General features: G+C 66.4%; 22 protein-coding genes, 2 tRNA genes and 1 pseudogene. 17 read left to right on the top strand and 8 right to left on the bottom strand.

The annotated features are described in order from the left end of the window. Positions 1–47: 47 nt before the first annotated feature. The 8 genes from B5V46_RS10650 (at position 48) to B5V46_RS10610 (ending at position 10,158) form a co-directional block, all read left to right on the top strand. Complete coding sequence (locus B5V46_RS10650) at positions 48–1,277, top strand: aminotransferase class V-fold PLP-dependent enzyme (RefSeq protein WP_080616581.1); 1,230 nt, start codon at positions 48–50, stop codon at positions 1,275–1,277. 44 nt (positions 1,278–1,321) lie between these two features. Further along, complete coding sequence (locus B5V46_RS10645) at positions 1,322–2,743, top strand: deoxyribodipyrimidine photo-lyase (protein ID WP_080616580.1); 1,422 nt, start codon at positions 1,322–1,324, stop codon at positions 2,741–2,743. Positions 2,744–2,822: 79 nt separating this feature from the next. Then, a complete protein-coding gene (locus B5V46_RS10640; RefSeq protein WP_080616579.1) occupies positions 2,823–4,034 on the top strand; it encodes a cyclopropane-fatty-acyl-phospholipid synthase family protein in 1,212 nt (403 codons plus the stop codon). Between the two features lie 317 nt (positions 4,035–4,351). Further along, complete coding sequence (locus tag B5V46_RS10630) at positions 4,352–5,482, top strand: NUDIX domain-containing protein (RefSeq protein ID WP_080616577.1); 1,131 nt, start codon at positions 4,352–4,354, stop codon at positions 5,480–5,482. Between the two features lie 56 nt (positions 5,483–5,538). Further along, positions 5,539–6,588: a cysteine synthase A gene (locus B5V46_RS10625; protein ID WP_080616576.1), complete on the top strand. Its 1,050-nt coding sequence runs from the start codon at positions 5,539–5,541 to the stop codon at positions 6,586–6,588. Beyond that, positions 6,585–9,044 carry a DUF3772 domain-containing protein gene (locus B5V46_RS10620; RefSeq protein ID WP_155774024.1) on the top strand — a complete coding sequence of 820 codons (2,460 nt, stop codon included), beginning with the start codon at positions 6,585–6,587 and terminating at the stop codon, positions 9,042–9,044. The genes B5V46_RS10625 and B5V46_RS10620 overlap by 4 nt, the downstream gene beginning before the upstream one ends. A 207-nt stretch (positions 9,045–9,251) precedes the next feature. Continuing rightward, entirely contained in the window at positions 9,252–9,665 is a 414-nt protein-coding gene (locus B5V46_RS10615) for a hypothetical protein (protein WP_080616575.1), read from the top strand. Positions 9,666–10,068: 403 nt separating this feature from the next. Then, positions 10,069–10,158 (top strand) — tRNA-Ser (locus B5V46_RS10610). A gap of 448 nt (positions 10,159–10,606) precedes the next feature. Here the strand turns inward: B5V46_RS10610 and B5V46_RS10605 are convergent. Beyond that, complete coding sequence (locus B5V46_RS10605) at positions 10,607–10,924, bottom strand: hypothetical protein (protein WP_080616574.1); 318 nt, start codon at positions 10,922–10,924, stop codon at positions 10,607–10,609. Positions 10,925–10,967: 43 nt separating this feature from the next. On the opposite strand from B5V46_RS10605, the gene B5V46_RS19785 reads away from it, so the two are divergent. From B5V46_RS19785 to B5V46_RS10590, 4 genes are all read left to right on the top strand, one after another. Next, complete coding sequence (locus B5V46_RS19785; RefSeq protein WP_155774023.1) at positions 10,968–11,372, top strand: hypothetical protein; 405 nt, start codon at positions 10,968–10,970, stop codon at positions 11,370–11,372. Between the two features lie 279 nt (positions 11,373–11,651). Then, positions 11,652–12,104 carry a carboxymuconolactone decarboxylase family protein gene (locus tag B5V46_RS10600; RefSeq protein ID WP_231119089.1) on the top strand — a complete coding sequence of 151 codons (453 nt, stop codon included), beginning with the start codon at positions 11,652–11,654 and terminating at the stop codon, positions 12,102–12,104. After that, a complete protein-coding gene (sigJ, locus tag B5V46_RS10595; protein WP_080616572.1) occupies positions 12,091–12,975 on the top strand; it encodes an RNA polymerase sigma factor SigJ in 885 nt (294 codons plus the stop codon). The genes B5V46_RS10600 and sigJ overlap by 14 nt, the downstream gene beginning before the upstream one ends. A gap of 538 nt (positions 12,976–13,513) precedes the next feature. Beyond that, positions 13,514–15,373: a methyl-accepting chemotaxis protein gene (locus B5V46_RS10590; RefSeq protein WP_080616571.1), complete on the top strand. Its 1,860-nt coding sequence runs from the start codon at positions 13,514–13,516 to the stop codon at positions 15,371–15,373. A 448-nt stretch (positions 15,374–15,821) separates the two neighbouring features. Here the strand turns inward: B5V46_RS10590 and B5V46_RS10585 are convergent. Beyond that, positions 15,822–15,895 (bottom strand) — tRNA-Gly (locus B5V46_RS10585). Positions 15,896–16,243: 348 nt separating this feature from the next. Here B5V46_RS10585 and B5V46_RS10580 point away from each other — a divergent pair. Beyond that, the gene (locus tag B5V46_RS10580; protein ID WP_080616570.1) at positions 16,244–16,855 is read left to right on the top strand and encodes a CDP-alcohol phosphatidyltransferase family protein; all 612 of its coding nucleotides are present in this window, start codon (positions 16,244–16,246) and stop codon (positions 16,853–16,855) included. 18 nt (positions 16,856–16,873) lie between these two features. Here the strand turns inward: B5V46_RS10580 and hisH are convergent, their stop codons facing one another. Both hisH and hisB read right to left on the bottom strand, forming a co-directional pair. Then, positions 16,874–17,512: an imidazole glycerol phosphate synthase subunit HisH gene (gene hisH, locus B5V46_RS10575; RefSeq protein ID WP_080616569.1), complete on the bottom strand. Its 639-nt coding sequence runs from the start codon at positions 17,510–17,512 to the stop codon at positions 16,874–16,876. A 4-nt stretch (positions 17,513–17,516) separates the two neighbouring features. Further along, positions 17,517–18,104 carry an imidazoleglycerol-phosphate dehydratase HisB gene (gene hisB / locus B5V46_RS10570; protein ID WP_080616568.1) on the bottom strand — a complete coding sequence of 196 codons (588 nt, stop codon included), beginning with the start codon at positions 18,102–18,104 and terminating at the stop codon, positions 17,517–17,519. 161 nt (positions 18,105–18,265) lie between these two features. Between hisB and B5V46_RS10565 the strand changes: the two genes are divergently transcribed. Continuing rightward, complete coding sequence (locus B5V46_RS10565) at positions 18,266–18,505, top strand: Lrp/AsnC ligand binding domain-containing protein (protein WP_080616567.1); 240 nt, start codon at positions 18,266–18,268, stop codon at positions 18,503–18,505. 48 nt (positions 18,506–18,553) lie between these two features. Here the strand turns inward: B5V46_RS10565 and B5V46_RS10560 are convergent, their stop codons facing one another. Further along, positions 18,554–18,952, bottom strand: coding sequence for an acyl-CoA thioesterase (locus B5V46_RS10560; protein ID WP_080616566.1), 399 nt, complete (start codon positions 18,950–18,952; stop codon positions 18,554–18,556). 335 nt (positions 18,953–19,287) lie between these two features. Here B5V46_RS10560 and B5V46_RS19780 point away from each other — a divergent pair. The 3 genes and pseudogenes from B5V46_RS19780 to tig all read left to right on the top strand — a co-directional run. Further along, positions 19,288–19,431: pseudogene (locus B5V46_RS19780) on the top strand (IS3 family transposase); the annotation flags it as partial. 101 nt (positions 19,432–19,532) lie between these two features. Further along, the gene (locus B5V46_RS10555) at positions 19,533–19,769 is read left to right on the top strand and encodes a hypothetical protein (protein ID WP_080616565.1); all 237 of its coding nucleotides are present in this window, start codon (positions 19,533–19,535) and stop codon (positions 19,767–19,769) included. A gap of 278 nt (positions 19,770–20,047) precedes the next feature. Continuing rightward, positions 20,048–21,379, top strand: coding sequence for a trigger factor (gene tig, locus B5V46_RS10550; RefSeq protein ID WP_080618017.1), 1,332 nt, complete (start codon positions 20,048–20,050; stop codon positions 21,377–21,379). A 568-nt stretch (positions 21,380–21,947) separates the two neighbouring features. Here tig and rplI read toward each other — a convergent pair. From rplI to rpsF, 3 genes are read right to left on the bottom strand one after another with little or no spacing between them, the layout of a single operon-like run. Continuing rightward, on the bottom strand, positions 21,948–22,535 hold the full coding sequence (gene rplI, locus B5V46_RS10545) for a 50S ribosomal protein L9 (protein ID WP_080616564.1): 588 nt from the start codon (positions 22,533–22,535) through the stop codon (positions 21,948–21,950). Positions 22,536–22,546: 11 nt separating this feature from the next. Next, positions 22,547–22,774 (bottom strand): 30S ribosomal protein S18, encoded by a 228-nt coding sequence (gene rpsR / locus B5V46_RS10540; RefSeq protein WP_042461615.1) that lies wholly within the window; start codon positions 22,772–22,774, stop codon positions 22,547–22,549. Between the two features lie 29 nt (positions 22,775–22,803). Then, positions 22,804–23,157 carry a 30S ribosomal protein S6 gene (gene rpsF / locus B5V46_RS10535; protein WP_080616563.1) on the bottom strand — a complete coding sequence of 118 codons (354 nt, stop codon included), beginning with the start codon at positions 23,155–23,157 and terminating at the stop codon, positions 22,804–22,806. Between the last annotated feature and the right edge of the window lie 155 nt (positions 23,158–23,312).

Below are 23,312 nucleotides of genomic sequence, written 5' to 3'. Positions count from 1 at the left end.
TGGCCTATTAGACAGGTCGGAACGGCCAGGCAGCATCCGGGTGGGGAATGGTTGCGCTCGATACCGAATTTGTTCGTAATCAGTTCCCCGCCTTCGGGTGCAAGGATCTGCGCGACAAGGTGTTCTGCGAGAATGCGGGCGGCTCCTATGCCTGCCGCTACGTGATCTGGCGGCTGCACCGCTTCTACCAGGAACGCAAGGTCCAGCCCCATGGCGCCTTCGGCGTCTCGCGCCTTGCGGGCGAAGAGATGGACGAGGCCCGCACCCGCCTTGCCGCGCATCTGGGCATAGCCAGGGACGAGCTGCATTTCGGCCCCTCGACCAGCGCCAATACCTATGTGCTTTCCCAGGCCTTCGGCGACTGGATGGCGCCCGGCCAGGCCATTGTCGTCACCGATCAGGATCACGAGGCCAATTCCGGCGTCTGGCGGCGTCTGGCGGCGCGCGGCATCGAGGTCCGGGAATGGAAGGTCGATCCCGGGACCGGGCATCTCGACCCCGAGCGGCTCGAGCCGCTGCTGGACGAGACCGTGCGGCTGGTCTGCTTTCCGCATGCCTCCAACATTCTCGGCGAGGTCAACGATGTCGCCCGCATCACCGCCATGGTGCGCCGGGCCGGAGCCTTCACCTGCGTCGACGGGGTCAGCTTCGCGCCGCACGGGCTGCCCGATCTGCCCGCGCTCGGGGCCGATATCTACCTGTTCTCGACCTACAAGACCTTCGGGCCGCATCAGGGGGCGATGCTGGTCCGGCGCGAACTGGCCTATCAGCTTCCCAACCAGGGCCACTGGTTCAACGGCGAGGATGCGGTGCGCCGGTTCGACACGGCCGGGCCGGATCATGCGCAGGTGGCGGCCACGGCCGGGATCTCGGATTATATCGACGCGCTTTACGATCATCATGTCCGGGGCGGGCGCGATGCCCATGCCCGGGCCGGGATCGTGGCCGGTATGATCCGGGCACAGGAGACCCTGTTGCTGGCGCCGCTTCTCGACTATCTCGCGACCCGGCCGGATGTGCGGGTGCTCGGCCCGGGCAGGGCCGGGCCGGCGCGTCTGCCGACGGTGTCGATCGCGCTCGACCGGCCGGCTGCCGAGCTCGCCGGGCGTCTGGCGGCGCGCGGCGTGCTGGCTGCGGGCGGGCATTTCTACGCGCGGCGGCTGCTTGATGCGATGGGGATCGACCCTAAGCTGGGCGTGCTGCGCCTGAGCCTGCTGCACTACACCCTCCCCGAAGAGGTTGACCGGCTGATCGCCGCGCTAGATTCGGAACTCTAGGACTCGCGTCAGGGCGGTCCTTCAAGGGGATATGGCACTACCCGATGTCAGACCAAGCGCCCGTGATCTGGTGGGTCCGTCGCGACCTGCGCCTCGGCGACAACGCCGCGCTTGCCGCGGCAGCGGGCTCTGGCCGGCCCGTGGTGCCGCTCTTCATCCATGACGAGACGGTCGAGACGCTGGGCGCGGCGGCGAAATGGCGGCTGGGCGAAGGCGTTTCCGCGCTTGGCCGGGCGCTGGGCGAGCGTGGCTCGCGGCTGATCCTGCGCCGTGGCGATGCGCTCGGGGTGTTGCGCAGAGTGGTGTCCGAAACGGGTGCCGCCGAGATCATCCGGAGCCGTGCCTACGACCCCGCCGGGCTTGCCCGCGACAAGGCTGTCGAGGCCGGGCTTGACGGGATTGGGATCGAGCTTCGCGCTGTTGCCGGGCATCTGCTGTTCGAGCCCTCGACGGTCGAGACCGGGCAGGGCGGGTTCTACAAGGTCTACACGCCCTACTGGAAGGCGGTGCGCGGCCGTGACGTCCCCGAGCCCGCGCCCGCGCCCGGGCTGATCCCGCGCCCCGATTTCTGGCCCGCCAGCGACGAGATCGAGAGCTGGCGGATGGGGGCCGCGCTTGGCCGGGGGGCCGAGGTGCTGGCGCGGCATGCCTCGGTCGGCGAGGCGGCGGCGCAGGGACGGCTGGGCGCCTTCGTGGCGCACAGGATCGCCGATTACGCCGAGCGGCGCGATTTTCCGGCGGCGGAGGCCACCTCGGGCCTATCCGAGCATCTGAGCTGGGGCGAGATTTCCCCGCGCAGCTGCTGGCATGCGGGGCTGAGGGCGATGGAGGACGGCAAGGCCGGGGCCGAGACCTTTCTCAGGGAACTGGTCTGGCGCGAATTCGCCTGGCATCTCCTGTGGCACAGCCCGCATATCGCCGAGCGGAACTGGCGCGAGGGCTGGGACAATTTTCCCTGGTCGACGGATGGCGACAGCCCCGAGGCAACCGCCTGGAAGCGCGGCCGCACCGGCATTCCCTTCGTCGATGCCGCGATGCGCGAGATGTATGTCACCGGCACCATGCATAACCGCGCCCGGATGGTCGCGGCCTCCTGGCTGACCAAGAACCTGATGACCCATTGGCGGGTGGGCATGGACTGGTTCGCCGATCACCTGACCGACTGGGACCCGGCCTCGAATGCGATGGGCTGGCAATGGGTGGCCGGATCGGGCCCCGATGCCGCGCCCTATTTCCGGATCTTCAATCCCGAGACGCAAGCCGCGAAATTCGATCCCGACGGCGCCTATCGCGACGCCTGGATCGCCGAGGGGCGCGACACCCCCGCCCCCGGCGCGCTGGATTATTTCGACGCGATCCCGCGCGCCTGGGCCCTGTCGCCCGAGGCTGCCTATCCGGAACCGGCGGTCACGCCCGGGGCCGGGCGCCGCCGCGCGCTGGCGGCCTATCAGGCACGGGAGGGCTAGGACGTTGCACGGCCGCGCGCGATCTGCACAATCGCAGCACGCATAATGACAAGAACCATAAGGGAACGAGGGAGCCAGGATGACTGTCCTGACGAGTACGAGAGGGCAGGTCGACCTGCCGCGCTATTTCACACAGGTCTTCGATATTGCCGGGCGCATGGCCCATGGGCGGCTTGATTTCGTGCTGCCGGACGGGCGGCGCTTTCGCGCCGAGGGCTGCGGCCCCGGCCCGGTGGCCCAGCTCGACATCCATGACGGCGACGTCTTCGCCCGGCTGATCCGCGAGGGCGATCTGGGCTTTTGCGAGGCCTATGTCGAGGGCGGCTGGTCGACCCCCGACCTGATGGCCTTCATGGACCTCGTCCATGCCGATAACGACGATCTCTTCGACGGGTTCCCCGGGCTCGGGCTGATCCGCGCCTATGAGCGGCTGCGCTTCTGGCTGCAAAGCAATTCGAAGACCCAGGCGCGCAAGAACATCTCGCATCATTACGACCTCGGCAACGCCTTCTACGGGCTCTGGCTCGACGAGACGATGACCTATTCCTCGGCGCTGTTCCGCACCGGGCAGGAAAGCCTCGAGGCCGCGCAGGAGCTGAAATATGCCGCCATGGTCGACCAGATGGGTGTCGCGCCGGGCGATCACGTGCTCGAGATCGGCTGCGGCTGGGGCGGTTTTGCCGAATATGCCGCCGGACAGCGGGGCCTCAAGGTCACCGGGCTGACCATCAGCCGCGAGCAGCATGACTATGCCGTGGCGCGGATCGCCAAGGCGGGGCTTGCCGACCGGGTCGAGATCAAGCTGCAGGATTACCGCGACGAGACCGGGCGCTATGACGGCATCGCCTCGATCGAGATGTTCGAGGCGGTGGGCGAGAAATACTGGCCGACCTATTTCCGCCAGGTGACGGACTGTCTCAAGCCCGGCGGGCAGGCCACGCTGCAGGTCATCACCGTGCAGGAGCGTCGCTTCGAGATCTATCGCAAGGGCGTCGATTTCATCCAGAAATACATCTTCCCCGGCGGCATGCTGCCCAGCCCCGGCGTGCTGCGCGCCCAGGCCAGCGCGGCCGGGCTCGAGATCCGGCGCTCGATGGAATTCGGCGACAGCTATGCGCTGACGCTCCGGCGCTGGCACGAGACCTTCAACGAGCACTGGGACGAGATCGCGCGGCTGGGCTTCGATACCCGGTTCCGGCGGATGTGGAACCTCTATCTCGCGTCTTGCGCAGCCACCTTTCAGAGCGGAAACTGCGACGTGACCCAGCTGACTGTCGCACGGCCCGCCTGATCCATGCCCTTTGCCGCCAAGCCTGTCGCATGCCCTCATTGCCGGGGGCCGGCGCGGCGCGCGCGTTCCGGTCATGACGGCGGACAAGGCCCTGCGCGCAGGGCGCGGGAGCGCATGACCGCGTTGCGGGCCCTCCCCAGGCTCTCGAGCCCTGCCGGGGACGGGGCGGGGGCTTGTGCGCCTGTCGGGGCGCTTAAGGGCCCGGGCGGGTTTGCGGGCGGCCTGCCCGCAGGCCTCGGGACCCTGCCGGTCGGCGGCGGGCTGGCCGGGCTGACGGCCGGGCCCATCTCACATTTCTGGACCTGAAGGACACCGACATGGAACGCATGTTCCTTTACGGCACGCTGTGCCATCTTCCGCTCTTGGCGCGGGTCCTGGACCGCCCTGCCGAGACGCTCGAAACCTGTCCGGCGCGGCTGCCGGATCATGCCCTGCTTCTGGCCCGGGGCGAGGGCTTTCCGCTGATCCTGCCCGCGCCCGGCGCGCAGGCCTCCGGGCTGCTGCTTTCGGAGCTGACGGCCGGGGATCTTGCCCGGCTCGATTATTATGAGGGGGGCCACGGCTTTCGCCGCGACGAGGTGACGGTCGAGACGGGCCAGGGGCCGGTCGCGGCCGGGATCTATGTCCATGACCGCTCGGGGGCGGCGGAGCTCGGCGCGCCCTGGGAGTTCGGGCTCTGGCGCGCGCGCTGGGCCGATCTGGTGACCGAGGCCGCGGGCGAGGTGATGCTGGGCTATCCTGACCGCCCGCCCGAGCTGAATGCCCGGCGTTACCGGATGATGCTGGCCCGCGCCGGCTCGACGCTGCGCGCGCGCGCGCCGGGGCCCGCAAGCCTGAGAAAACCGACCCGACCGGGCGATATCGTCGAGACCGGCCGCGCCCAGCCCTATGCGAATTTCTTCGCCGTCGAGGAATACACCTTCCGCCATGCCCGTTTCGACGGGGGCATGAGCGACGAGATGGTGCGGGCGGCCTTCCTGACCGGGGATGCCGCGACCGTGCTGCCCTACGATCCGGCCCGCGACGCCGTGCTGCTGATCGAGCAGTTCCGTGCCGGGCCCTATGCGCGCGGCGACAGCCAGCTCTGGTCGGTGGAGGCCATTGCCGGGCTGATCGATCCGGGCGAGAGCCCCGAAGAGACGGTGCGCCGCGAGGCGCTCGAGGAGGCGGGGATCGCGCTTGGCGCGCTGCATCGCTGCTATGGCTATTATCCCTCGCCCGGGGCCAAGGCCGAATACATATATTCCTTTGTCGGCGAGGCCGATCTCGGCGCCGAGGCGGGCGGGCTTGGCGGGCTTGCGACCGAGGGCGAGGATATCCGTGCCCATGTCGTGCCCTTCGCCCGGGCGATGGAGCTGGTCGAGACCGGCGAGATCGGCAATGCCCCGCTCATCCTGTCGCTGCTCTGGCTTGCACGTCACCGTGAGACGACGCTGTGCCCGGCTTGAGTTCGCGGCGGGGCGCCAGTAGCAATGGGGCGATCCGAAGCGAGAGGGAGAGCGACATGGCGGCGATACGGAGCGATCTGGCCGATCTGATCGGCAACACGCCGCTGGTGCGCCTGAAGGGGCCGTCCGAGGCGACCGGCTGCGAGATCCTCGGCAAGGCCGAATTCATGAATCCGGGCCAGTCGGTCAAGGATCGCGCCGCCTTGTCGATCATCCGCGATGCGGTGGCGCGCGGCGTGCTGGCCCCCGGCGGCACCATCGTCGAGGGCACCGCGGGCAATACCGGCATTGGGCTGGCGCTGGTCGGGGCGTCGATGGGCTTTCGTACCGTCATCGTGATCCCCGAGACCCAGAGCCGCGAGAAGAAGGACATGCTGCGCCTCGCCGGGGCCGAACTGGTCGAGGTGCCCGCGAAACCCTATCGCGATCCCGACAATTACGTCCGCTATTCCGGTCGTCTGGCCGAGGCGCTGGCGAAGACCGAGCCCAATGGCGCGATCTGGGCCAACCAGTTCGACAACACCGCCAACCGGCAGGCCCATGCCGAGGGCACCGGCCCCGAGATCTGGGAGCAGACCGGCGGCCGGGTCGACGGATTCATCTGCGCGGTCGGTTCGGGCGGCACGCTGGCGGGCACGGCGATGGCGCTGCAGCCCAGGGGCGTGAAGATCGGGCTGGCCGATCCGCATGGTGCAGCACTTTATAGCCATTACACCAGCGGCGAGATGAAATCCGAGGGCTCCTCGATCACCGAGGGCATCGGGCAGGGCCGGATCACCGCCAATCTCGAGGGGCTGGTGCCCGATTTCTGCTACCGGATCGGCGATGACGAGGCGCTGCCGGTGCTGTTCGACCTGCTGGCGCGCGAGGGGCTTTGCCTCGGCGGCTCGTCGGGGGTGAATGTGGCGGGGGCGATGCGGATGGCGCGCGAGATGGGCCCCGGCCATACCATCGTCACGGTGCTTTGCGATTATGGCACGCGGTACCAGTCGAAGCTGTTCGACCCGGACTTCCTGCGCGGCAAGGACCTGCCGGTCCCGCCCTGGATGGACCGCTCCGGGGGCACGGGACGCAAGGGCGCGCTGCCGGAGGTGTTTGCCGGATGAAAACCCGTTTCCTGGCCGTTCTGCTGCTGGCCATCGCCGCAGCGCTCTTTTCGCATGGCGGCACGGTCCCCGCCTTCGCCGAGACCCAGAGCCAGCAGGAGGAGCTGAACTACGCCCAGTGGGACAAGGCTGCCTCGCGGGCCGAGAAGGTGCTGGCCGAGGGCAAGGCCTCGACCGCCGCCTTCGACACGCTGCGCGGCGAGCTGGTCGACTGGCGGACCCGCTTCCTCGATGCCCAGAACACGAACTCGGCCCGGATCAAGACCCTGCGCGACCAGATCTCGGCCCTGGGCGAGCCGCCCGCCGAGGGCGAGACCGAACCGAGGGAGATCGCCCAGCGCCGGGCCGAGCTGACCAAGCAGCTCAACGAGGCGCAGGCGCCGAGCCTCAAGGCGGTCGAGGCTTACAGCCGGGCCGACGGGCTGATCCGCGAGATCGACCAGATCATTCGCGAGCGTCAGGCCGATCAGCTGCTGCAACTGGGACCCTCGCCGGTGAACCCGGTCAACTGGGGCGAGGGGATTGCCGCGATCCGCGGCACGCTGGTCGAGGTCGGCAACGAGATCGCGGCGAACTGGGACAACCCGAATGCACGCGCCTCCCTGCGCAGTGGCCTTCCGGTCACGCTGCTGTTTCTGACACTGGCCGGGCTTCTGACGGTCCGCGGTCGCCGCTGGATGGAGATGCTGTCGGAGTTCCTGGCCCAGCGCGGCCGGGGCAGGGGGCGGACGCTGTTCTCGGGCATCGCCTCTCTCGGGCAGATCGTGGTGCCGACGCTCGGCGTGGTGCTGCTGGCGGGGGCGCTGAAATCCTCGGCGATGCTGGGCCTGCGCAGCGAGCGGCTGGTGCAGATCCTGCCGATCCTCGGCCTGACGGTCTTCACGGCGGGCTGGCTTGGCGGCCGGGTCTTCGCCCAGATCGGCGTGAGCCGCGAGATCCTGACCCTGCCGCCCGAGCGTCGCTCCGAGGGGCGGCTCAATTCCTGGATCCTCGGGGTGATCCTGGCCCTGGCGATGCTGGCGCGCGAGGTGAGCAAGCTCGACGACTACCCCGCCGAGGCGGTGGCGGTGCTGAGCTTCCCGATCCTGCTTCTGGCCGGGCTGATGCTGTCGCGGATGGGGCAGCTTCTGCTGGTCCATGTCCAGGCGGATGCGGCCGACAGCTCTGAAGAGCGGCCCTATCGCAACCGTGTCGCCGGTTTCTTCGGTCGCGCGGCAATCGTCGCGGGGCTGGTCGGACCCCTGCTGGGGGCGGTGGGCTATGCCGAGGCGGGCGATTTCTGCGTCTATCCCTCGATCATGACGCTTGCGCTGGTCGGCTTCCTGCTGATGCTGCAGCGCTTCGTGACGGATATTTACGCGATCCTGATGGGCCGCGATGTCGAGGATCCCGAGAATGGCGGCGACCTGATCCCGGTGCTGATCGGGATGATGCTGGCACTGCTGGCGATCCCGGTGCTGGCGCTGATATGGGGCGCGCGGGTGGCCGACCTGACCGAGCTCTGGGCACGCTTCACCACCGGTTTCGCGGTTGGCGGCACCCGGATCTCGCCCGCCAGCTTCCTGACCTTCGCCATCGTCTTCGCGCTGGGCTATGCGGGCACCCGGCTGTTGCAGGGCATGCTGCGCTCGACCGTGCTGCCCAAGACCAAGATCGATCCGGGCGGCCAGACTGCGCTGATCTCGGGCCTGGGCTATATCGGGATCTTCCTCGCCGGCGTGGTCTCGGTAACGGCCGCCGGGATCGATCTCAGCTCGCTGGCCATCGTCGCGGGGGCGCTGTCGGTCGGCATCGGCTTCGGGCTGCAGACCATCGTGCAGAACTTCGTCTCGGGCATCATCCTGCTGATCGAACGCCCGGTCAGTCAGGGCGACTGGATCGAGGTCGGCGGCGTGATGGGGACCGTCAAGGACATCTCGGTCCGCTCGACCCGGATCCAGACCTTCGACCGCACCGACGTGATCGTGCCCAATGCCGATCTCATCTCCGGGCAGGTCACCAACTGGACGCGGCAGAACCTGACCGGGCGGGTGATCCTCAAGGTCGGCGTGGCCTATGGCAGCGACACCCGCAAGGTCGAGAAGATCCTGATGGAAATCGGGGAAAGCCACCCGCTGGTCATGGTCAATCCCGCCCCTTCGGTGGTGTTCCAGGGCTTCGGCGCCGATGCGCTGGAATTCGAGCTGAGGGTGATCCTGCGCGACATCAATTACGGGCTGTCGGTGCGCACCGAGCTCAACCACGAGATCGCCCGGCGCTTCGCCGAGGAGGGGCTCGAGATCCCCTTCGCACAGCGCGACATCTGGCTCCGGAACCCCGAAAGCCTGCGCGACCGGCCCGCAGCAGCGCAGGCGCAGGCGCCAGCGCCGTTCCTGCCGCGCCAGAAGGACGATCCCCAGCCCGAACCGCTGGCCGATCTCGATGGCGATGTCGATGGCGCCGACGGCCCCCGATGACCGCCCCGCGCTGCCGCCGCCATCCCTGTCCGGGTGCGTGCGGCTGTCATGGGCACCCATGAGCGGGGCGGCGTGATGCTGTCGCCGCCGCCTGTCTTTCCGCGCGGCGGCGGCCAGCCCGGCCGATAGCGGGCGACTGGTCTGGCTGGGCGGCCGTGACTGATACATCAAAGACGGGGGCAGGGGGGACCTGGGGCCGAGGGCGCGGTGCTGCCGTCGGTCGATACCGGGCTTGTCCAGCAACTCGGCCGGAACCGCCGCTGCGGGCCCTATATCGCGCTGCTTCTTTCGGTGATCGTTCCGCGTCCGGTCTCCGGCGGTGCCATCTGCGCCGAGATCGGCCGGCTCTATTTCTGCAGGCCCGAGGCGCGCGAAGACAAGGACGCAGCCGAGGCGGCGCCGAATGCGTTGATCGCGCGCGATCTTCCGGTGATTGGGCCCCGAGGCCGAGCGCGACGCCGGAAAGGGGCTCGTCAAGACGACCTCGGTGGCGCCCCCGCGCAGCGCGGGACCATCTCCGCCTTGTCCGTATCCGGGCTGGCGCAGCCCTGGTCCAGCTGCACCCTCCCGGCGGCATCTATTTCGCATGCAGCCGATGGCCAAGGTCGCATGACGCGTTGAACGAAATGCCCTCCGGGCAAGTCGGCGCGGTTCATGTTCTCGGTCGCCGTCCGGTTCCAACCGCTGATCATGGTGGGGGAGATCTTACTTCCTGGCCAACCCGGCCGTCATGAGATCCTCGCGGACCGCCTCGTGGGCCAGCTTCGCCTTGAACTCCGCAGAAAGCGCGTTTCCGTATCGTCATCTCCGGGCAGTCTTCGTCAGGCGTTCAAGCTTGCCACTTGGCCCCAAATCCCGCGACGACCTTTCCGACCGAAGTCCTTCTCCGGCACGGTTCCGGCCTCGCTCTGAGCTCTGGTCTGGCCCGGATTCGTGCCCTATCGGAACGTCACGGGCGAGGTTGCGGGGAACGATCAAACTCCTCTTGCATCGCGCCCCCGCCCGAGGGTAGACAACCGATCACGGAGAGGTGGCCGAGTGGTCGAAGGCGCACGCCTGGAACGCGTGTAGGCGGGTAACCGTCTCCAGGGTTCGAATCCCTGTCTCTCCGCCACTTAACCCTATAAGGTATTGGTTTTCTTGACTTTTAGGGGCACTGCAAGGCTGCGCCCTACGTTGCACCCATCATCTCCAAAATGCACTCCCGCGCGGCTCGTCACTGGGGATTTCCCCAGTGAGCCTCGCACCGCGCCTCATGGATCTCGTCGCGGCGCAGGCCGAGGTCGGCGGATGTTGCGGGGGGCATGTTGTCGTCCCCAACATGCCCCATAGAGCCGGGGTTGTTCTCGCGTGTCGCCACCTCGCCCCGCTCCTGTGCCGCGTCGGCGTCTATCTGGCAACCGTTGCCAGATGCGTCACCGTGCCCCTACGCGTGCGGGTCAGCGTCGGCGTCCATCTGCAAACCGTTAGCAGATGCTCAGCACCCCCACGCGCGCGACACCCACCGTCACAAAAAACCGGGTCCAAAACGAACCCGGTTTCGTGCCCCCCACGCGCGCGGGTCAGCCCTTCCGGCGGGCCTCTCGGGCATCCTCACGGAACCGCGCAAGCTGCCGTCCAAGGGAAGCGCGCTCGAAGGGGCTGAGGTCCAGCTCCTCGATCAGGGCATCGGCAAGCGCGGTCGGCTCCAAGTAGGGATCCATTCCGTGCCGGTTCCAGGCGATCATGTCGTGGGGCGCAAGCGCGATGACCTGTGCCTCGATGCCGACGATATCCGCATGATCCGGCAGCGGTACCCAGACGGCCGCACAATGGCGCGCGATGAAAGCGTTGCGCAGGGCCTTGCCCCATCGTGCCGGAAGGAGACGCGTACTACGCAACCGATGTCATCGTCGCGCTCGCTCGGACAATGGCAGGTTCTGGATGATGCCCTTTGATGCGATCGTCTCGGTCACCGGGAAGGTCCGGTTCGGGGAAGGCCACGCGATGCACGGCGGCGGCCTGGAAGGTCCGCTGCCCGCCGATATTGTTGAAAAACACCCGCTGCGCCCGAGAAGCCATCTTGGGTTGGAACGTTGTTCTGCACTCGGGCTGCAAATGACTTTTTACAAGTCAGGGGCACGCACAAGCAGAACCGTTTCCCATGAAATGGCACTCCTTGGATGCTCCAGTGAGTTTTTCAACGGTATCCGCCCAGAGCACCCAGGTGCGCTCGCTGTCGATACTGTTGAAAAACGCGTTTTCGTGGCTGCAGAGTACCGGCTCATTGGAAATCATTCCGATTTTCGGCGATATCGCCTCTTAAGCGGACCTCTTTTTACCCTGTGAAGGATGACGTTCCAAATTCAGGCTGCCTCTTAACCGCTGCCGGAGTTTTTCAACACAATGTGTCTTTAGCGGTCATTGGGCACCCCGGCCCCTGCCGATTGCAAAATCACGAAAGCGGCCGTTCATCCCCGTTGCAGCATGCACTCTGGCCGCCAAGGTCAGGAGGGCGGACGAAGCGGGCATGCGGGCGCTCAACACGCTGCTCCTGGTGTCACGGATCTCGATCCTGTCTCGTCTTGTGAGTATAGACAGAGAACGGAGACAGCGATGACCCCTCGTATGAATTACTACAAGGCCGCGCCCGACACGATGAAGGCGATGATGGCGGCCGAAGAGACGATAAAGGGCCTATCCCTGCCTGAAGCCCTGCGTGAGCTGGTCAAGATGCGCGTGTCGCAGATCAACGGCTGCGCTTTCTGCCTTGACCTGCATGCCCCTGCCGCGCGGCAGGCCGGTGTGTCGCAGCAGAAGCTGGATGTCCTTGCGGCATGGCGAGAAAGCCCGGTCTTCGATGATCGCGAGCGTGCTGCGCTGGCATGGGCCGAGTCCTTGACGCGCATCGAACAGACTGGCGCACCGGATTCCGACTACAGGCTTCTGGCCGCATCCTTCGATGAGCGTGAACGGGTCGAACTGACCTTCGTGATCACGATGATCAACGCATGGAACCGCTTTGCCGTCGGCTTTCGTCAAGTCCACACGCGGCGCGAGGCCCGAGATGCGGCAGGCTGACCGGCATAGTCAGATCTTCGAGGGCGAGCGCCGACGTCTGGCGGGGCTCGCCTACCGCATGACCGGATCGGTGGCCGAGACGGATGATATCCTCCAGGACGCCGCGCTGAAATTCCGTGACGTCGATTTGTCCGGCATCGACCGCCCGGCCCAGTGGCTGTCCACCGTGGTCATGCGACTGTGCCTCGACCATCTGCGCTCGGCACGGGTGCGCAGGGAAACCTATGTCGGGGCATGGCTGCCCGATCCGTTGATCGCCGATCATGCCCCCGGCGCGGAAGAGGAGTGGATCCTGACCGAGGATGTCGGCATCGCGCTGATCCTGACCCTCGACAGCCTGACACCCGAGATGCGGGCCGCGTTCATTCTCCGCGATGCCTTCGACTACAGTTTCGAGGAAATAGGCCTGCTCGTTGACAAGACCCCCACGGCGTGTCGGCAACTCGTCTCCCGGGCGCGGCGCAGGCTGGCCGGGGCCGAACCTGCCGATCCACCGTCGAGCGAAACGGATCATCCGCTCGTCACCGCCTTCTGGGAGGCAAGCCGGCAGGGCGATATGGATCGTCTGCTTGCCCTGTTTGCCGAGGATATCGAGGTTCACACCGATGGTGGCGGCAGGGTGAAAGCGGCCATCAACGTGCTGAACGGGTCTCGCGACGCTGCCCGCCTGTTCGCCGGCCTTGCCAGAAAGCGGACACTTCCGCCCGGACCCTGCCCTCCGCTTCGGTGGATCAACGGCTCGCCCGGCTTTGTGTCCGTTGAAGGGGACGTCCTGCAGACCACCGCCCTCTCGATCCGGCGCGGCCGGATCGAAGCGATCTGGATCATGAGGAATCCCGACAAGCTCAAACATGTGCGCCTGCACATGTAGGCGCAGAGGTTCCGACCAACAGGCGTCGCAGCGTTGGCCGATGCGTTCCTAACCAAAGACATTATATGAGCCGGCTTGAGACAGAAACCTATTGGTATGGAATGTGGTCGTGAAGCTCGAAGCCGACCTGGGGCAACCCGACGCGACGCAAGAGCGCCTTTTCGGAGCAATCTGGCGCGGTGTCGGGTGCTGACATGTATCCGGCCTCGTGATACGGCCATCGTCATGCTGCGGGCCCGCATGGTGTTCGTGGGGCGGACCCAAATCAGAGCCGCGTGTTCGAAGGCACTCTGTTGCGCTCTGGTTTTCCGACCCTGTCTCGCGACCGTTGCGCCAAGCTGCTCTCAGCCCTCCTCCGCTCCGACGACCTCGCGACTGCTGACCGACGTTACGCCGCCATGGCCGGAGCTCGGTAACTCTCTCCGCTCTTCATCAACGCCCATGCCTTTCCGCTCATTTACTTAGATTTGCGATGTAGGACGTTTTCTAAACCTTTTGCGCTATGAAGCGTCGCCATGATCAATTGGAGATAGCTCAAATGCCCGCTTTCCTGTACCGGATCCCGTTTCGGATCTACTCCATTGTCGTTGTGGCACTTGCGCTCTCTGCGCTTCTCTCTGTTCTCTTGCTGTCGCGGGCTGTCGAGAACGCCTATGAGATGCGCGAGACAGAGCTTAAGGGCATGACCGATGCGGCGATTTCGCTCCTGTCGGGGCTGCAGGACAGGGTCGCAGCGGGAGAGATCGACAGGGCCACGGCCGAGGCGAGGGGGCGTGAGCTGCTGGAGGCGCTTCGTTTCGGAGCCTCGGGCTATGTCTTTGCGCTGACAAAGGATCTGGTCGTCACCGCGCATCCGACGATGCCCGACTGGGTCGGGACCGACAAGACCGACTATGCCGATGTCAATGGGCTGAAGCTCTTTCAGGAAATGCACGATGTCGCGCAGCGCGATGGCTCGGGATCGGTCGAATACTGGTTCAAGAAGCCTGGCGAGTCCGATCCCGAGATGAAACTGGGCTATGTGCAGGCATTCAAGCCCTGGGGCTGGATCGTCGGAACCGGGGCCTATGTCTCCGATATCAAAGCCGAACTGGCCAGCATGCGGCGGGCCTCGGCGATCACGCTGATCGCGGGCATGCTGATCCTCGTTGCGGTCTCCTATGTTCTGGTGCGCAGCGTGACCCGGCCGATGTCGAGCTTTGTCGGCTCCATGAGCGATGTTGCCGATGGGCGGTATGAAACCGCCATTCCCGAGGCGCGTCGCCGCGACGAGATCGGCGATCTGGGGCGCAATCTGGCCGCCTTCCGCGACAAGCTTGCCGATGCCGAACGCCAGGCTGCGGCGCGCGATGAGGACCGCCGCGAACAGGAGCGGGTGGTCGCCGATCTGGCCTCGGGGCTGCGGTCCTTGTCGGAGGGCGATCTGACCAGCACCATCGATACCAGGTTTGCCGAGGAATACGAACAGCTCCGCCAGGATTTCAACGCGACGGTCGAGACGCTGAACGCGCTGATGGGCGAGATCGTCGAGAACGCGACAGAGATCACCACCCGCGCCGAGGAAATCTCGGGCGCCTCGGACGACTTGTCGCGCCGCACCGAGAACCAGGCCGCGACGCTGGAGCAGACCGCGGCCGCGATGGACGAGATGACGGCCAGCGTCCGCGCGGCGGCCGATGGCGCGGCGAAGGTCGAGGATGTCGTGCGCGAGGCGCGCGGCAATGCCGAGCAGTCTGGCCTCGTGGTCAAGGAGGCCATCGGGGCGATGGCCGAGATCAAGAAATCCTCGGACGGGATCAACCAGATCATCGGCGTGATCGACGATATCGCGTTCCAGACCAACCTGCTGGCGTTGAATGCGGGCGTCGAGGCGGCCCGCGCCGGCGAGGCCGGGCGCGGCTTTGCCGTCGTGGCCTCCGAGGTCCGGGCCCTCGCCCAGCGCTCCTCCGAGGCCGCCAAGGAGATCAAGACCCTGATCTCGACCAGTTCCGATCAGGTCGAGACCGGCGTCGGGCTGGTCAACCGCACCGGCGAGGCACTGACCGACATCGTCGAACGGGTGGGCAATATCGCCGCGCTGATCGCCGACATCGCGACCGGCGCGCAGGAGCAATCGGTCGGGTTGGGCGAGATCAATGTCGGGGTGAACGAGCTCGACAAGGTGACCCAGCAGAACGCGGCCATGGTCGAGGAGGCGAATGCCGCCGCGGTGACCATGAAGCAGGAGGCGGGCAATCTGCAGACCCTGGTCGCCCGGTTCCGCCTGAAAGGGCCCGCTTCCGCCGTCTCCGTCCGTCCCCGCACGGCAACCGCCATCCCGGCGGCAGCACCGCCCGCCGCCGCAGAGTTCGAGCCGCCGAAACGCGCCGTCAACGACGCGGGATGGCAGGATTTCTAGGCCTCCTGTCCCGGGAAATGGGCGCACGGCGCGGAGATGAGCCGCTCGGGAGCTGGCCTTATCATCGGGCAGATGCCGTGACCGGGCCTGCGCGCATCCCGCGTCCGCCCATGGCACGACAGGCCCCGTGTTCACCACCGCTATCTGCGGTATCGGGGCCTTATCCCCTTTCGGACATGCCCGGACCAGAGATCGCCTGACCTCCCGGCCCGGCTTTGGACAGAGAGCGTCGGGATGGTGGGGCTGGGTGCTTTCGACCAGGGTTGGCTTGACCGAGGCAGCTGTCATGCGCGCTGCCCGCCCTCGCTTTCGGCGACGGGTGTCACTTCTTTGCGGCGGCGGGCCTGCGCCGCCATGTCGCGCCATGCCATTCAGTCAGGCAAGGCGGCACCGGCCATCAGATCGAAGGCTATAGACCAAATCGGATAAAACGGTTCTTGAGGTAGTCTGGAGCGGGTAGCGGGAATCGAACCCGCACTTCAGGCTTGGGAAGCCGGCGCGCTACCACTACACCATACCCGCCACGCCGCCCTCTTAGTCAGCTCGGGCACGGGGCGCAATAGGAATTGTCGAAACCTGCCTTCGGATTTTTGTCCCGGATGCCGGCTGTCAGACCAGGGGTCGAGGCCTCGGATGCGACTGGGGGGTACCTCCGTTCCGGATGCCCCGGAAGCCTAGGAACAGGGCATGCGCTGGATGCGGCCGCGCTTGCCGACCAGATGGGGACAGGTCGGGCGGGGACAAGCGTGGCGGAGGGGCTCGAACGGGACCGGATTGCGTCCCCAAGACAGGCCCTGGGAAATGGAGCGCAGCGGCTTGCAGCCGACGCTCTGGCAAGGGCAGTCTGGGACCGGCAGAGGAGGGCAGGGCATGCTGGACGGGCTCATGCGACGGCTGATCGACCCGCCGCTCGACAGGCTGGGGATCCGGCTTGCGGCGCGCGGGGTGACGGCGGATGCCGTCACGCTGGTGGGGCTGGGGGCCGGGCTTCTGGCGGCGGCGATGGTTGCGCTCGGCGCGCCCGGGCTTGCGCTGGTGCCGCTGCTGACGGGGCGGCTGGCCGACGGGCTTGACGGGGCGGTGGCGCGGGCCGGGCGCAAGACCGATTTCGGTGGCTATCTCGACATCGTGGCCGATTTTCTCGTCTATGGCGCGGTGCCGCTGGGGTTCGTGCTGATGGATCCGGCGGCGAACGGGGCGGCCGGGGCGTTTCTGCTGACGAGCTTTTATGTCAATGGCGCGACGTTTCTCGGCTTCGCGATCCTGGCCGAACGCCGCAGCATGGAAACCCGCGCGCGCGGCACGAAGTCGCTTTATTTCTCCGGCGGGTTGCTGGAAGGGACCGAGACCATCGCGTTTTTCGTGGCGATCTGTCTGTTCCCGTCCTGGTTCGCGCCGCTGGCCTGGGGCTTCGGCGCGCTTTGTTTCGTGACCGCGCTGTCGCGGGTGCTTCTGGCCCGGCGGGTGTTTCCCGGTGGCTGAGGCTCAGGGCGCTTAGGATCAGGGCGCCCAGCCGAGGAAATTGGCGATCAGCCGGAGCCCGGTCGCCTGGCTTTTCTCGGGGTGGAACTGTGTGCCGATGGTGGTGCCGCGCCCGACGATGGCAGTGACCGGCCCGCCATAGTCGCAATGGGCGATCCGGTGGGCGGGGTCGGCGACGCGGAAATGGTAGGAATGGACGAAATAGGCGTGATCGCCGGTCGAGATGCCCGTGAGCACCGGATGCGGGCTGTCGATCACCAGATCGTTCCAGCCCATATGCGGCACTTTCAGATGCGGGTCTTCGGGCGCGATCCGGACCACCTCGCCGCCGATCCAGTCGAAGCCGGGGGTCTCTTCATATTCGAGCCCGCGGCTGGCCATCATCTGCATGCCGATGCAGATGCCCAGAAACGGACGCCCGCCCGAGATCACCGCCTCTTCGATGGCCTCGAACACGCCGCGATGATCGAACAGCGCGCGGTGGCAGGCCGGATAGGCGCCGTCGCCGGGCAGCACGATGCGGTCGGCCCGGCGGATGGTCTCGGGGTCCGAGGTGATCGCGACCTCGCCCGCTCCGGTCTCGCGGGCGACGCGTTCGAAGGCCTTGCGGGCGGAATGCAGGTTGCCCGACTCGTAATCGACAATCGCCGTCAGCATCGGTCTAGAGCGCTCCCTTGGTCGAGGGGATGGCATCGGCCTTGCGCGGATCGGTCTCGACCGCGTCGCGGAGTGCGCGGGCCACGGCCTTGAAGGCGGCCTCTGCGATATGGTGGCTGTTGAGCCCGTGCAGGGCGTCGACATGAAGCGTGATCCCGCCATGGGTGGCGAGCGCCTGGAAGAATTCGCGCACCAACTCGGTATCGAAGCTGCCGATCTTCTGGGTCGGAAAATCGACATTCCAGACCAGATAGGGTCGTCCCGACAGATCGAGCGCCGCGCGCAGCAGCGCATCGTCCATCGGCAACAGGCAGGACCCGTAGCGGCGGATGCCGCGCTTGTCGCCCAAGGCCTCTGCCAGAGCCTGGCCGAGCGCGATGCCCACATCCTCGACGCTGTGATGGTCGTCGATATGGGTATCGCCCTGACAGCGCACGCTCATGTCGATCAGCGAATGGCGCGCGAGCTGGTCGAGCATGTGATCGAAGAAGCCGACCCCGGTGGCCATATCGTAGCGGCCGGTGCCGTCGAGCCCGAGCTCGACCGAGATTTCGGTCTCGGCCGTCTTGCGCGTGATTTTCGCTGTCCGCATGGACGTCTCCGCCAGTTTGTTCCTGCCGCTTATAGGCGCGCCCGGGCGCGGGGCCAAGAGCCAGGCCACGGCTGGGCCCGGGTTGCGGCGGGGCAATTGCGGCTTGAAGGCGGCGGGGGCTCTGGTAGGTTTGGCCCGGATCAGCCGAGAAGGAGCCCCCCATGACCGCCTGCGTCTTCGTGCAACTGCGCTGCCGCCCGGGCAAGACCTATGAGGTGGCCGAGGAAATCTTGCTGCGCGAGTTTCATTCCGAGCTCTATTCCACCAGCGGCGATTTCGACCTGCTGATGAAGCTCTACATTCCGAAGGACCAGGATGTCGGCAAGTTCATCAATGACAATCTGCTCGACATTCCCGGCATCGACCGCTCGCTGACGACGCTGACTTTCAAAGCGTTCTGAACTGGCAAGGCCTTCTGAGCGGGCGTCGCTGCGCCCGCCGCCCGGGGCTCAGCCGGCCTGGATCGGATCGGGCAGGGGACGCGAGTGGCCGTTCTCGTCGATCGCGACGAAGGTGAAGGTGGCCTGAGTCACCTGCTCGCTCCATTCCTGACAGCGGGGGCGGTGCCAGGCGCGGACCTCGATGGTCATCGAGCTGCGCCCGCGCCGGACCAGATCGGCGTAAAGCGTGACCTCGTCGCCGACCTTCACCGGCTTGAGGAACTGCATCCCCTCGACAGCGATGGTGGCCGCCCGCCCGCGCGAGACACGCGCGGCCACGCTGCCCGCGGCAAGGTCCATCTGCGACATCAGCCAGCCGCCGAAGATGTCGCCCGCGGGGTTGGTATCGGCGGGCATGGCGATGGTGCGGATCACGGGCTCGCCGCGTTCGGGGAATAGCTCGGGCATGGCTGGCGGTCTCCTTGTGCCGGGCGGCTATAACGGGTCGTTGCGGGGCTGAGAAGCATTCACTGCGTACGCTTTGCCGCAGGTCTGTCGGTCGCGGCCCGGGCCAAGCAAAACCGACTTTTGTGTCAGGTGACTGACCCTGAAGTCGGTTCAGAGCGGCCGTTCGCGCCTTATGCCGCGAACTACCGGAAAGAGCCCAACGCATGCATCGCCGGGTCACCATCTTAGGTGTTTGATCCCAAGGTTTGATGCTGTGATCCTTTCTCAGGAATGGAAGGAAGGATTATGGGCCAGGTTCGTCACGGGAGCGCCACGACCACGCACGCTGTCAGAGCTGCGAGGCCGTCGCATACGCGACGTTGGAATGGGTCGATTGGTTCAACAACCTCCGCCTGCTCGAACCTATCGGGAACATCCCGCCAGCCGAGGTAGAGGCCAACTTTTACGCGGCTCTGGAAACTGAGAACATGGCCGCGTAACTAACGACAATCAGCCTCCGGCAAACCCGGCGCGATTCATCCACCAAATGCCGGGACTGACCACCTAGAGCGCCCTTGCCAGCGACGAACGGGCAGGAGGATTGCGCGAGTTCGGATCGTATTTCTGCCGTTTCGGGGGCAGCTCGGCGGCCTCGGCCATCGTTGCGGGCTTCGTCTCGCTCGGCCGCTCGCTGGGCGAGATCCCGGATTGCGCCGATGGCCCGGCGGCGCGGAACTGGTTGCTGTCGCGCTGTGTGCGGATCGACACCGACGAGGGCAGTTTTCTGTATCTTTCCTGGAGCGGCAAGGTCAGCTTTCCCGACCTCTATGGGCTCTGAGCCCGCCCGGGGGCCGGGTCTGGGCCCGGGCCTGCGCATGCGCTTGCGCAAGGCCGCTTCGCGCCGTCGAGCCCCTTGCCCCACGGCAGATGCTCGCGTAGAAGGCGCCGGAAGCGTTTCCGGGGGACGAAGCCTGCCGTGCCGAGGCTCGTGGACGCGGAGAAAGCAAGTGGTTGTTTCCGAACGACCGGCGTCGAATTTTGGGGGCTGGCGCCGCAAGGCCCGAGGGGCTTGCCCCGCCGGTTCCAGCTGAAATGGATGAAAAGGACGATACGCAGATGCAGGTCACCGAGACCCTGAAAGACGGCCTGAAGCGGGGCTACACGATCACCGTGACCGCCGCCGAACTGGAGGCGAAGGTCAACGAGAAGCTCGCCGAGGCCCAGCCCCAGATCGAGATGAAGGGCTTCCGCAAGGGCAAGGTGCCGATGCCGCTTCTCAAGAAGCAGTTCGGCGAGCGCCTGATGGGCGAGGCCATGCAGGAAACCATCGACGGCGCCATGAGCAGCCATTTCGAGGAAACCGGTGACCGCCCGGCGATGCAGCCCGAGGTCAAGATGACCAATGAGGACTGGAAGCCCGGCGAGGACGTCACCGTCGAGATGAAGTACGAGGCGCTGCCCGAGATCCCCGAGGCCGATCTCAAGTCGATCAAGCTCGAGAAGCTGGTGGTGGAACCGGCCGAGGCCGAGATCACCGAGGCGCTGGAGAAACTGGCCGGCACCGCCCAGACCTATGCCGATCGCCGCAAGGGCTCGAAGGCCAAGGATGGCGATCAGGTCATCATCGACTTCGTCGGCAAGCTGGGCGACGAGCCCTTCGAGGGCGGCTCGGCCGAGGATTACCCGCTGGTGCTGGGCTCGGAGAGCTTCATTCCCGGTTTCGAGGCGCAGCTGGTCGGGGCCAAGGCCGAGGATGAGGTTACCGTCACCGTCACCTTCCCCGAGAACTACGGCGCCGAGAACCTGAAGGGCAAGGAAGCCACCTTCGACGTCACCGTGAAGGCCGTGAAGGCGCCCAAGCCTGCCGAGATCGACGATGATCTGGCCAAGCAGTTCGGCGCCGAGGATCTCGACGGTCTGAAAGCCCAGGTCGCCGAGCGTCTGAAGACCGAATTCGGCGGGGCCGCCCGCGCGGTGATGAAACGCGCCCTTCTGGATGCGCTCGATACCGCGGTGAGCTTCGAGGTGCCCCCGAGCCTGCTCGAGGCCGAGGCCGGGCAGATCGCCCACCAGCTCTACCATGAAGAGCATCCCGACGATCACGGCCACGACCATGGCGAGATCGAGCCGACCGAAGAGCATCTGAAACTGGCCGAGCGCCGCGTGCGTCTGGGCCTTCTGCTGGCCGAGATCGGCCGCAAGGCCGAGGTGTCGGTCTCGGATAACGAGATGACCCAGGCGGTTCTGGCCCAGGCGCGCCAGTTCCCCGGACAGGAACGTCAGTTCTTCGAATATGTCCGTCAGAACCAGGCGCTGCAGCAGCAGATCCGCGCGCCGCTCTTCGAGGACAAGGTCGTCGACTATGTCTTCGAGCTGGCCGAGGTGACCGAGAAGCCGGTCAGCAAGGACGAGCTGCAGGCGGCGGTCGAGAAGCTCGAGGAAGAATGAGGCACCTCTCCGGCCCCGCGGCCGGAGGCAGGTTCCGGGATGAAGAAGGGCCGCCCCCCGGGGCGGCCTTTTGCATGACTTCGGACGCGTTCTAGCTTTCCTCCGCTGGCCGGGGTCCGGGCGTGCCATGGCGGTGAAGGACGACGTCTTGGGGGCCGTGCCGGGGGCAGTGGCCTTCGGCTTTTTGCGACAAGAGATACCGCATGGACCTTGGCTCGCTCTCGCGACCGTCATGCGCGGCAGAGGCTGCAAAACGGCCGGGCAGGGGCGGCGGAATCCGGTCTGCGAAGGGCCACAGCGAGTTTCGGAGAGGGGCGGGGATGGTCCCCGGTCCCGGCCTGGAAGAGTGACCTTGTGCTGCCGGGCGGGCGCGGGCGTCGCCGTCCCGCAAAGGCGCTTTCGGAGATCGGGAAACCTGTCGGGGAAGTGTCGCTTCGGATCGGGGGATCGAGCCGTCCGCAGATGCATCAGGGCGCGCCAGGGCCGGAGCCGTCCGCCGAAACGGAAAGCGCCGCCCCCGGAGGCGGGGACGGCGCGATGTCTGTGCCGAATGGCGTCGAGCGGGTGATCAGCGCTGCTCGTCGTCCTCGTCGTCGGAGGCTGCCGATCCGATATCGTCGAACAGTTCCTGGATCTCGAATTCGGCCGCGGCTTCTTCCTCGGCGGCGAGGTCCTGGATCGACTTGCCCGAGGCCTGAAGTTCGGCCTCTTCGGTCGAGCGGGCAACATTGACCGACACGGTCACGTCGACCTCGGGGTGCAGCAGCACATGCACGTCGTGCAGGCCCAGATCCTTGATCGGACCGGCCAGCACGACCTGCTTGCGGTCGACCGAGAAGCCGGCCTCGGTCGCGACATCCGCGATGTCGCGGGGCGTGACCGAGCCATAGAGCGCGCCGCCATCCGAGGCGGAACGAATCACGACGAATTGCTGACCGTCGAGTTTCCCGGCGAGCGCTTCGGCTTCTTTCTTGGTCTCGAGGTTGCGCGCCTCGAGCTGGGCCTTGTCGGCCTCGAAGCGGGCGATGTTGGTGTCGTTGGCGCGCAGCGCCTTGCCCTGCGGCAGCAGGAAGTTGCGGGCATAGCCGTCCTTGACGTTGACGACCTCGCCCATCTGGCCGAGCTTGGCCACGCGTTCCAGAAGGATCACTTGCATGGGGTCGTTCCTTACTTCACGGCGTAGGGCAGCAGGGCGAGGAAGCGGGCGCGCTTGATCGCGCGGGCCAGTTCACGCTGCTTCTTGGACGAGACGGCGGTGATCCGCGAGGGCACGATCTTGCCGCGCTCGGAGATGTAGCGCTGCAGCAGGCGGGTGTCCTTGTAGTCGATCTTCGGCGAGTTGTCGCCGGAGAAGGGGCAGACCTTGCGGCGGCGGAAAAACGGTTTTGCGGCCATGTGTTAGGCTCCTTTGCTCAGGCGACGGGTCAACGGCGATCGCGACGATTGTCGCGTTCTTCGCGCTTTTGCATCTGCACCGAAGGGCCTTCTTCATGCGCGTCGACCTTGATGGTCAGAACCCGCATCACGTCATCGTGCAGCCGCATCAGGCGTTCCATTTCCTGCACTGCCGGCGCGGGCGCATCGGTGCGCAGGTAGGCGTAATGGCCCTTGCGGTTCTTGTTGATCTTGTAGGACATCGTCTTGACGCCCCAGTACTCGCTGTCGACGACCTTGCCGCCGTTATCCGCGAGGACGGTGGAGAAATGTTCGACAAGGCCCTCGGCCTGCGCGTTGGACAGGTCCTGGCGCGCGATGAAGACATGCTCGTAAAGCGGCATGCATACTCCAGTTCTGTTGCGGGTGCACTTCATAGGGCGAGGTCTTTCGACACCTTCCGCCCGCCCACGAGAGGTCGCACCGGATACCATTCGGTTGGAAGGACCCGCGCCTTATACAGGGATTGCCATGCGATGCAAGGCGCGCGCGCCGGCAG

This window comes from Rhodovulum sp. MB263, assembly GCF_002073975.1.
Lineage (GTDB): Bacteria > Pseudomonadota > Alphaproteobacteria > Rhodobacterales > Rhodobacteraceae > Rhodovulum.
Note: the sequence above shows the minus strand (reverse complement) of the source record. Positions and strands in the feature narration are given on the sequence as shown.

Bases quoted from the DNA above. Each gene is read 5' to 3' on its own strand.
- B5V46_RS10650 (WP_080616581.1), top strand. From the start codon at position 48: ATGGTTGCGCTCGATACCGAATTTGTTCGTAATCAGTTCCCCGCCTTC.
- B5V46_RS10645 (WP_080616580.1), top strand. From the start codon at position 1,322: ATGTCAGACCAAGCGCCCGTGATCTGGTGGGTCCGTCGCGACCTGCGC.
- B5V46_RS10640 (WP_080616579.1), top strand. From the start codon at position 2,823: ATGACTGTCCTGACGAGTACGAGAGGGCAGGTCGACCTGCCGCGCTAT.
- B5V46_RS10630 (WP_080616577.1), top strand. From the start codon at position 4,352: ATGGAACGCATGTTCCTTTACGGCACGCTGTGCCATCTTCCGCTCTTG.
- B5V46_RS10625 (WP_080616576.1), top strand. From the start codon at position 5,539: ATGGCGGCGATACGGAGCGATCTGGCCGATCTGATCGGCAACACGCCG.
- B5V46_RS10620 (WP_155774024.1), top strand. From the start codon at position 6,585: ATGAAAACCCGTTTCCTGGCCGTTCTGCTGCTGGCCATCGCCGCAGCG.
- B5V46_RS19785 (WP_155774023.1), top strand. From the start codon at position 10,968: ATGATGCCCTTTGATGCGATCGTCTCGGTCACCGGGAAGGTCCGGTTC.
- B5V46_RS10600 (WP_231119089.1), top strand. From the start codon at position 11,652: ATGAATTACTACAAGGCCGCGCCCGACACGATGAAGGCGATGATGGCG.
- sigJ (WP_080616572.1), top strand. From the start codon at position 12,091: ATGCGGCAGGCTGACCGGCATAGTCAGATCTTCGAGGGCGAGCGCCGA.
- B5V46_RS10590 (WP_080616571.1), top strand. From the start codon at position 13,514: ATGCCCGCTTTCCTGTACCGGATCCCGTTTCGGATCTACTCCATTGTC.
- B5V46_RS10580 (WP_080616570.1), top strand. From the start codon at position 16,244: ATGCTGGACGGGCTCATGCGACGGCTGATCGACCCGCCGCTCGACAGG.
- hisH (WP_080616569.1), bottom strand. From the start codon at position 17,512: ATGCTGACGGCGATTGTCGATTACGAGTCGGGCAACCTGCATTCCGCC.
- hisB (WP_080616568.1), bottom strand. From the start codon at position 18,104: ATGCGGACAGCGAAAATCACGCGCAAGACGGCCGAGACCGAAATCTCG.
- B5V46_RS10565 (WP_080616567.1), top strand. From the start codon at position 18,266: ATGACCGCCTGCGTCTTCGTGCAACTGCGCTGCCGCCCGGGCAAGACC.
- B5V46_RS10560 (WP_080616566.1), bottom strand. From the start codon at position 18,952: ATGCCCGAGCTATTCCCCGAACGCGGCGAGCCCGTGATCCGCACCATC.
- tig (WP_080618017.1), top strand. From the start codon at position 20,048: ATGCAGGTCACCGAGACCCTGAAAGACGGCCTGAAGCGGGGCTACACG.
- rplI (WP_080616564.1), bottom strand. From the start codon at position 22,535: ATGCAAGTGATCCTTCTGGAACGCGTGGCCAAGCTCGGCCAGATGGGC.
- rpsR (WP_042461615.1), bottom strand. From the start codon at position 22,774: ATGGCCGCAAAACCGTTTTTCCGCCGCCGCAAGGTCTGCCCCTTCTCC.
- rpsF (WP_080616563.1), bottom strand. From the start codon at position 23,157: ATGCCGCTTTACGAGCATGTCTTCATCGCGCGCCAGGACCTGTCCAAC.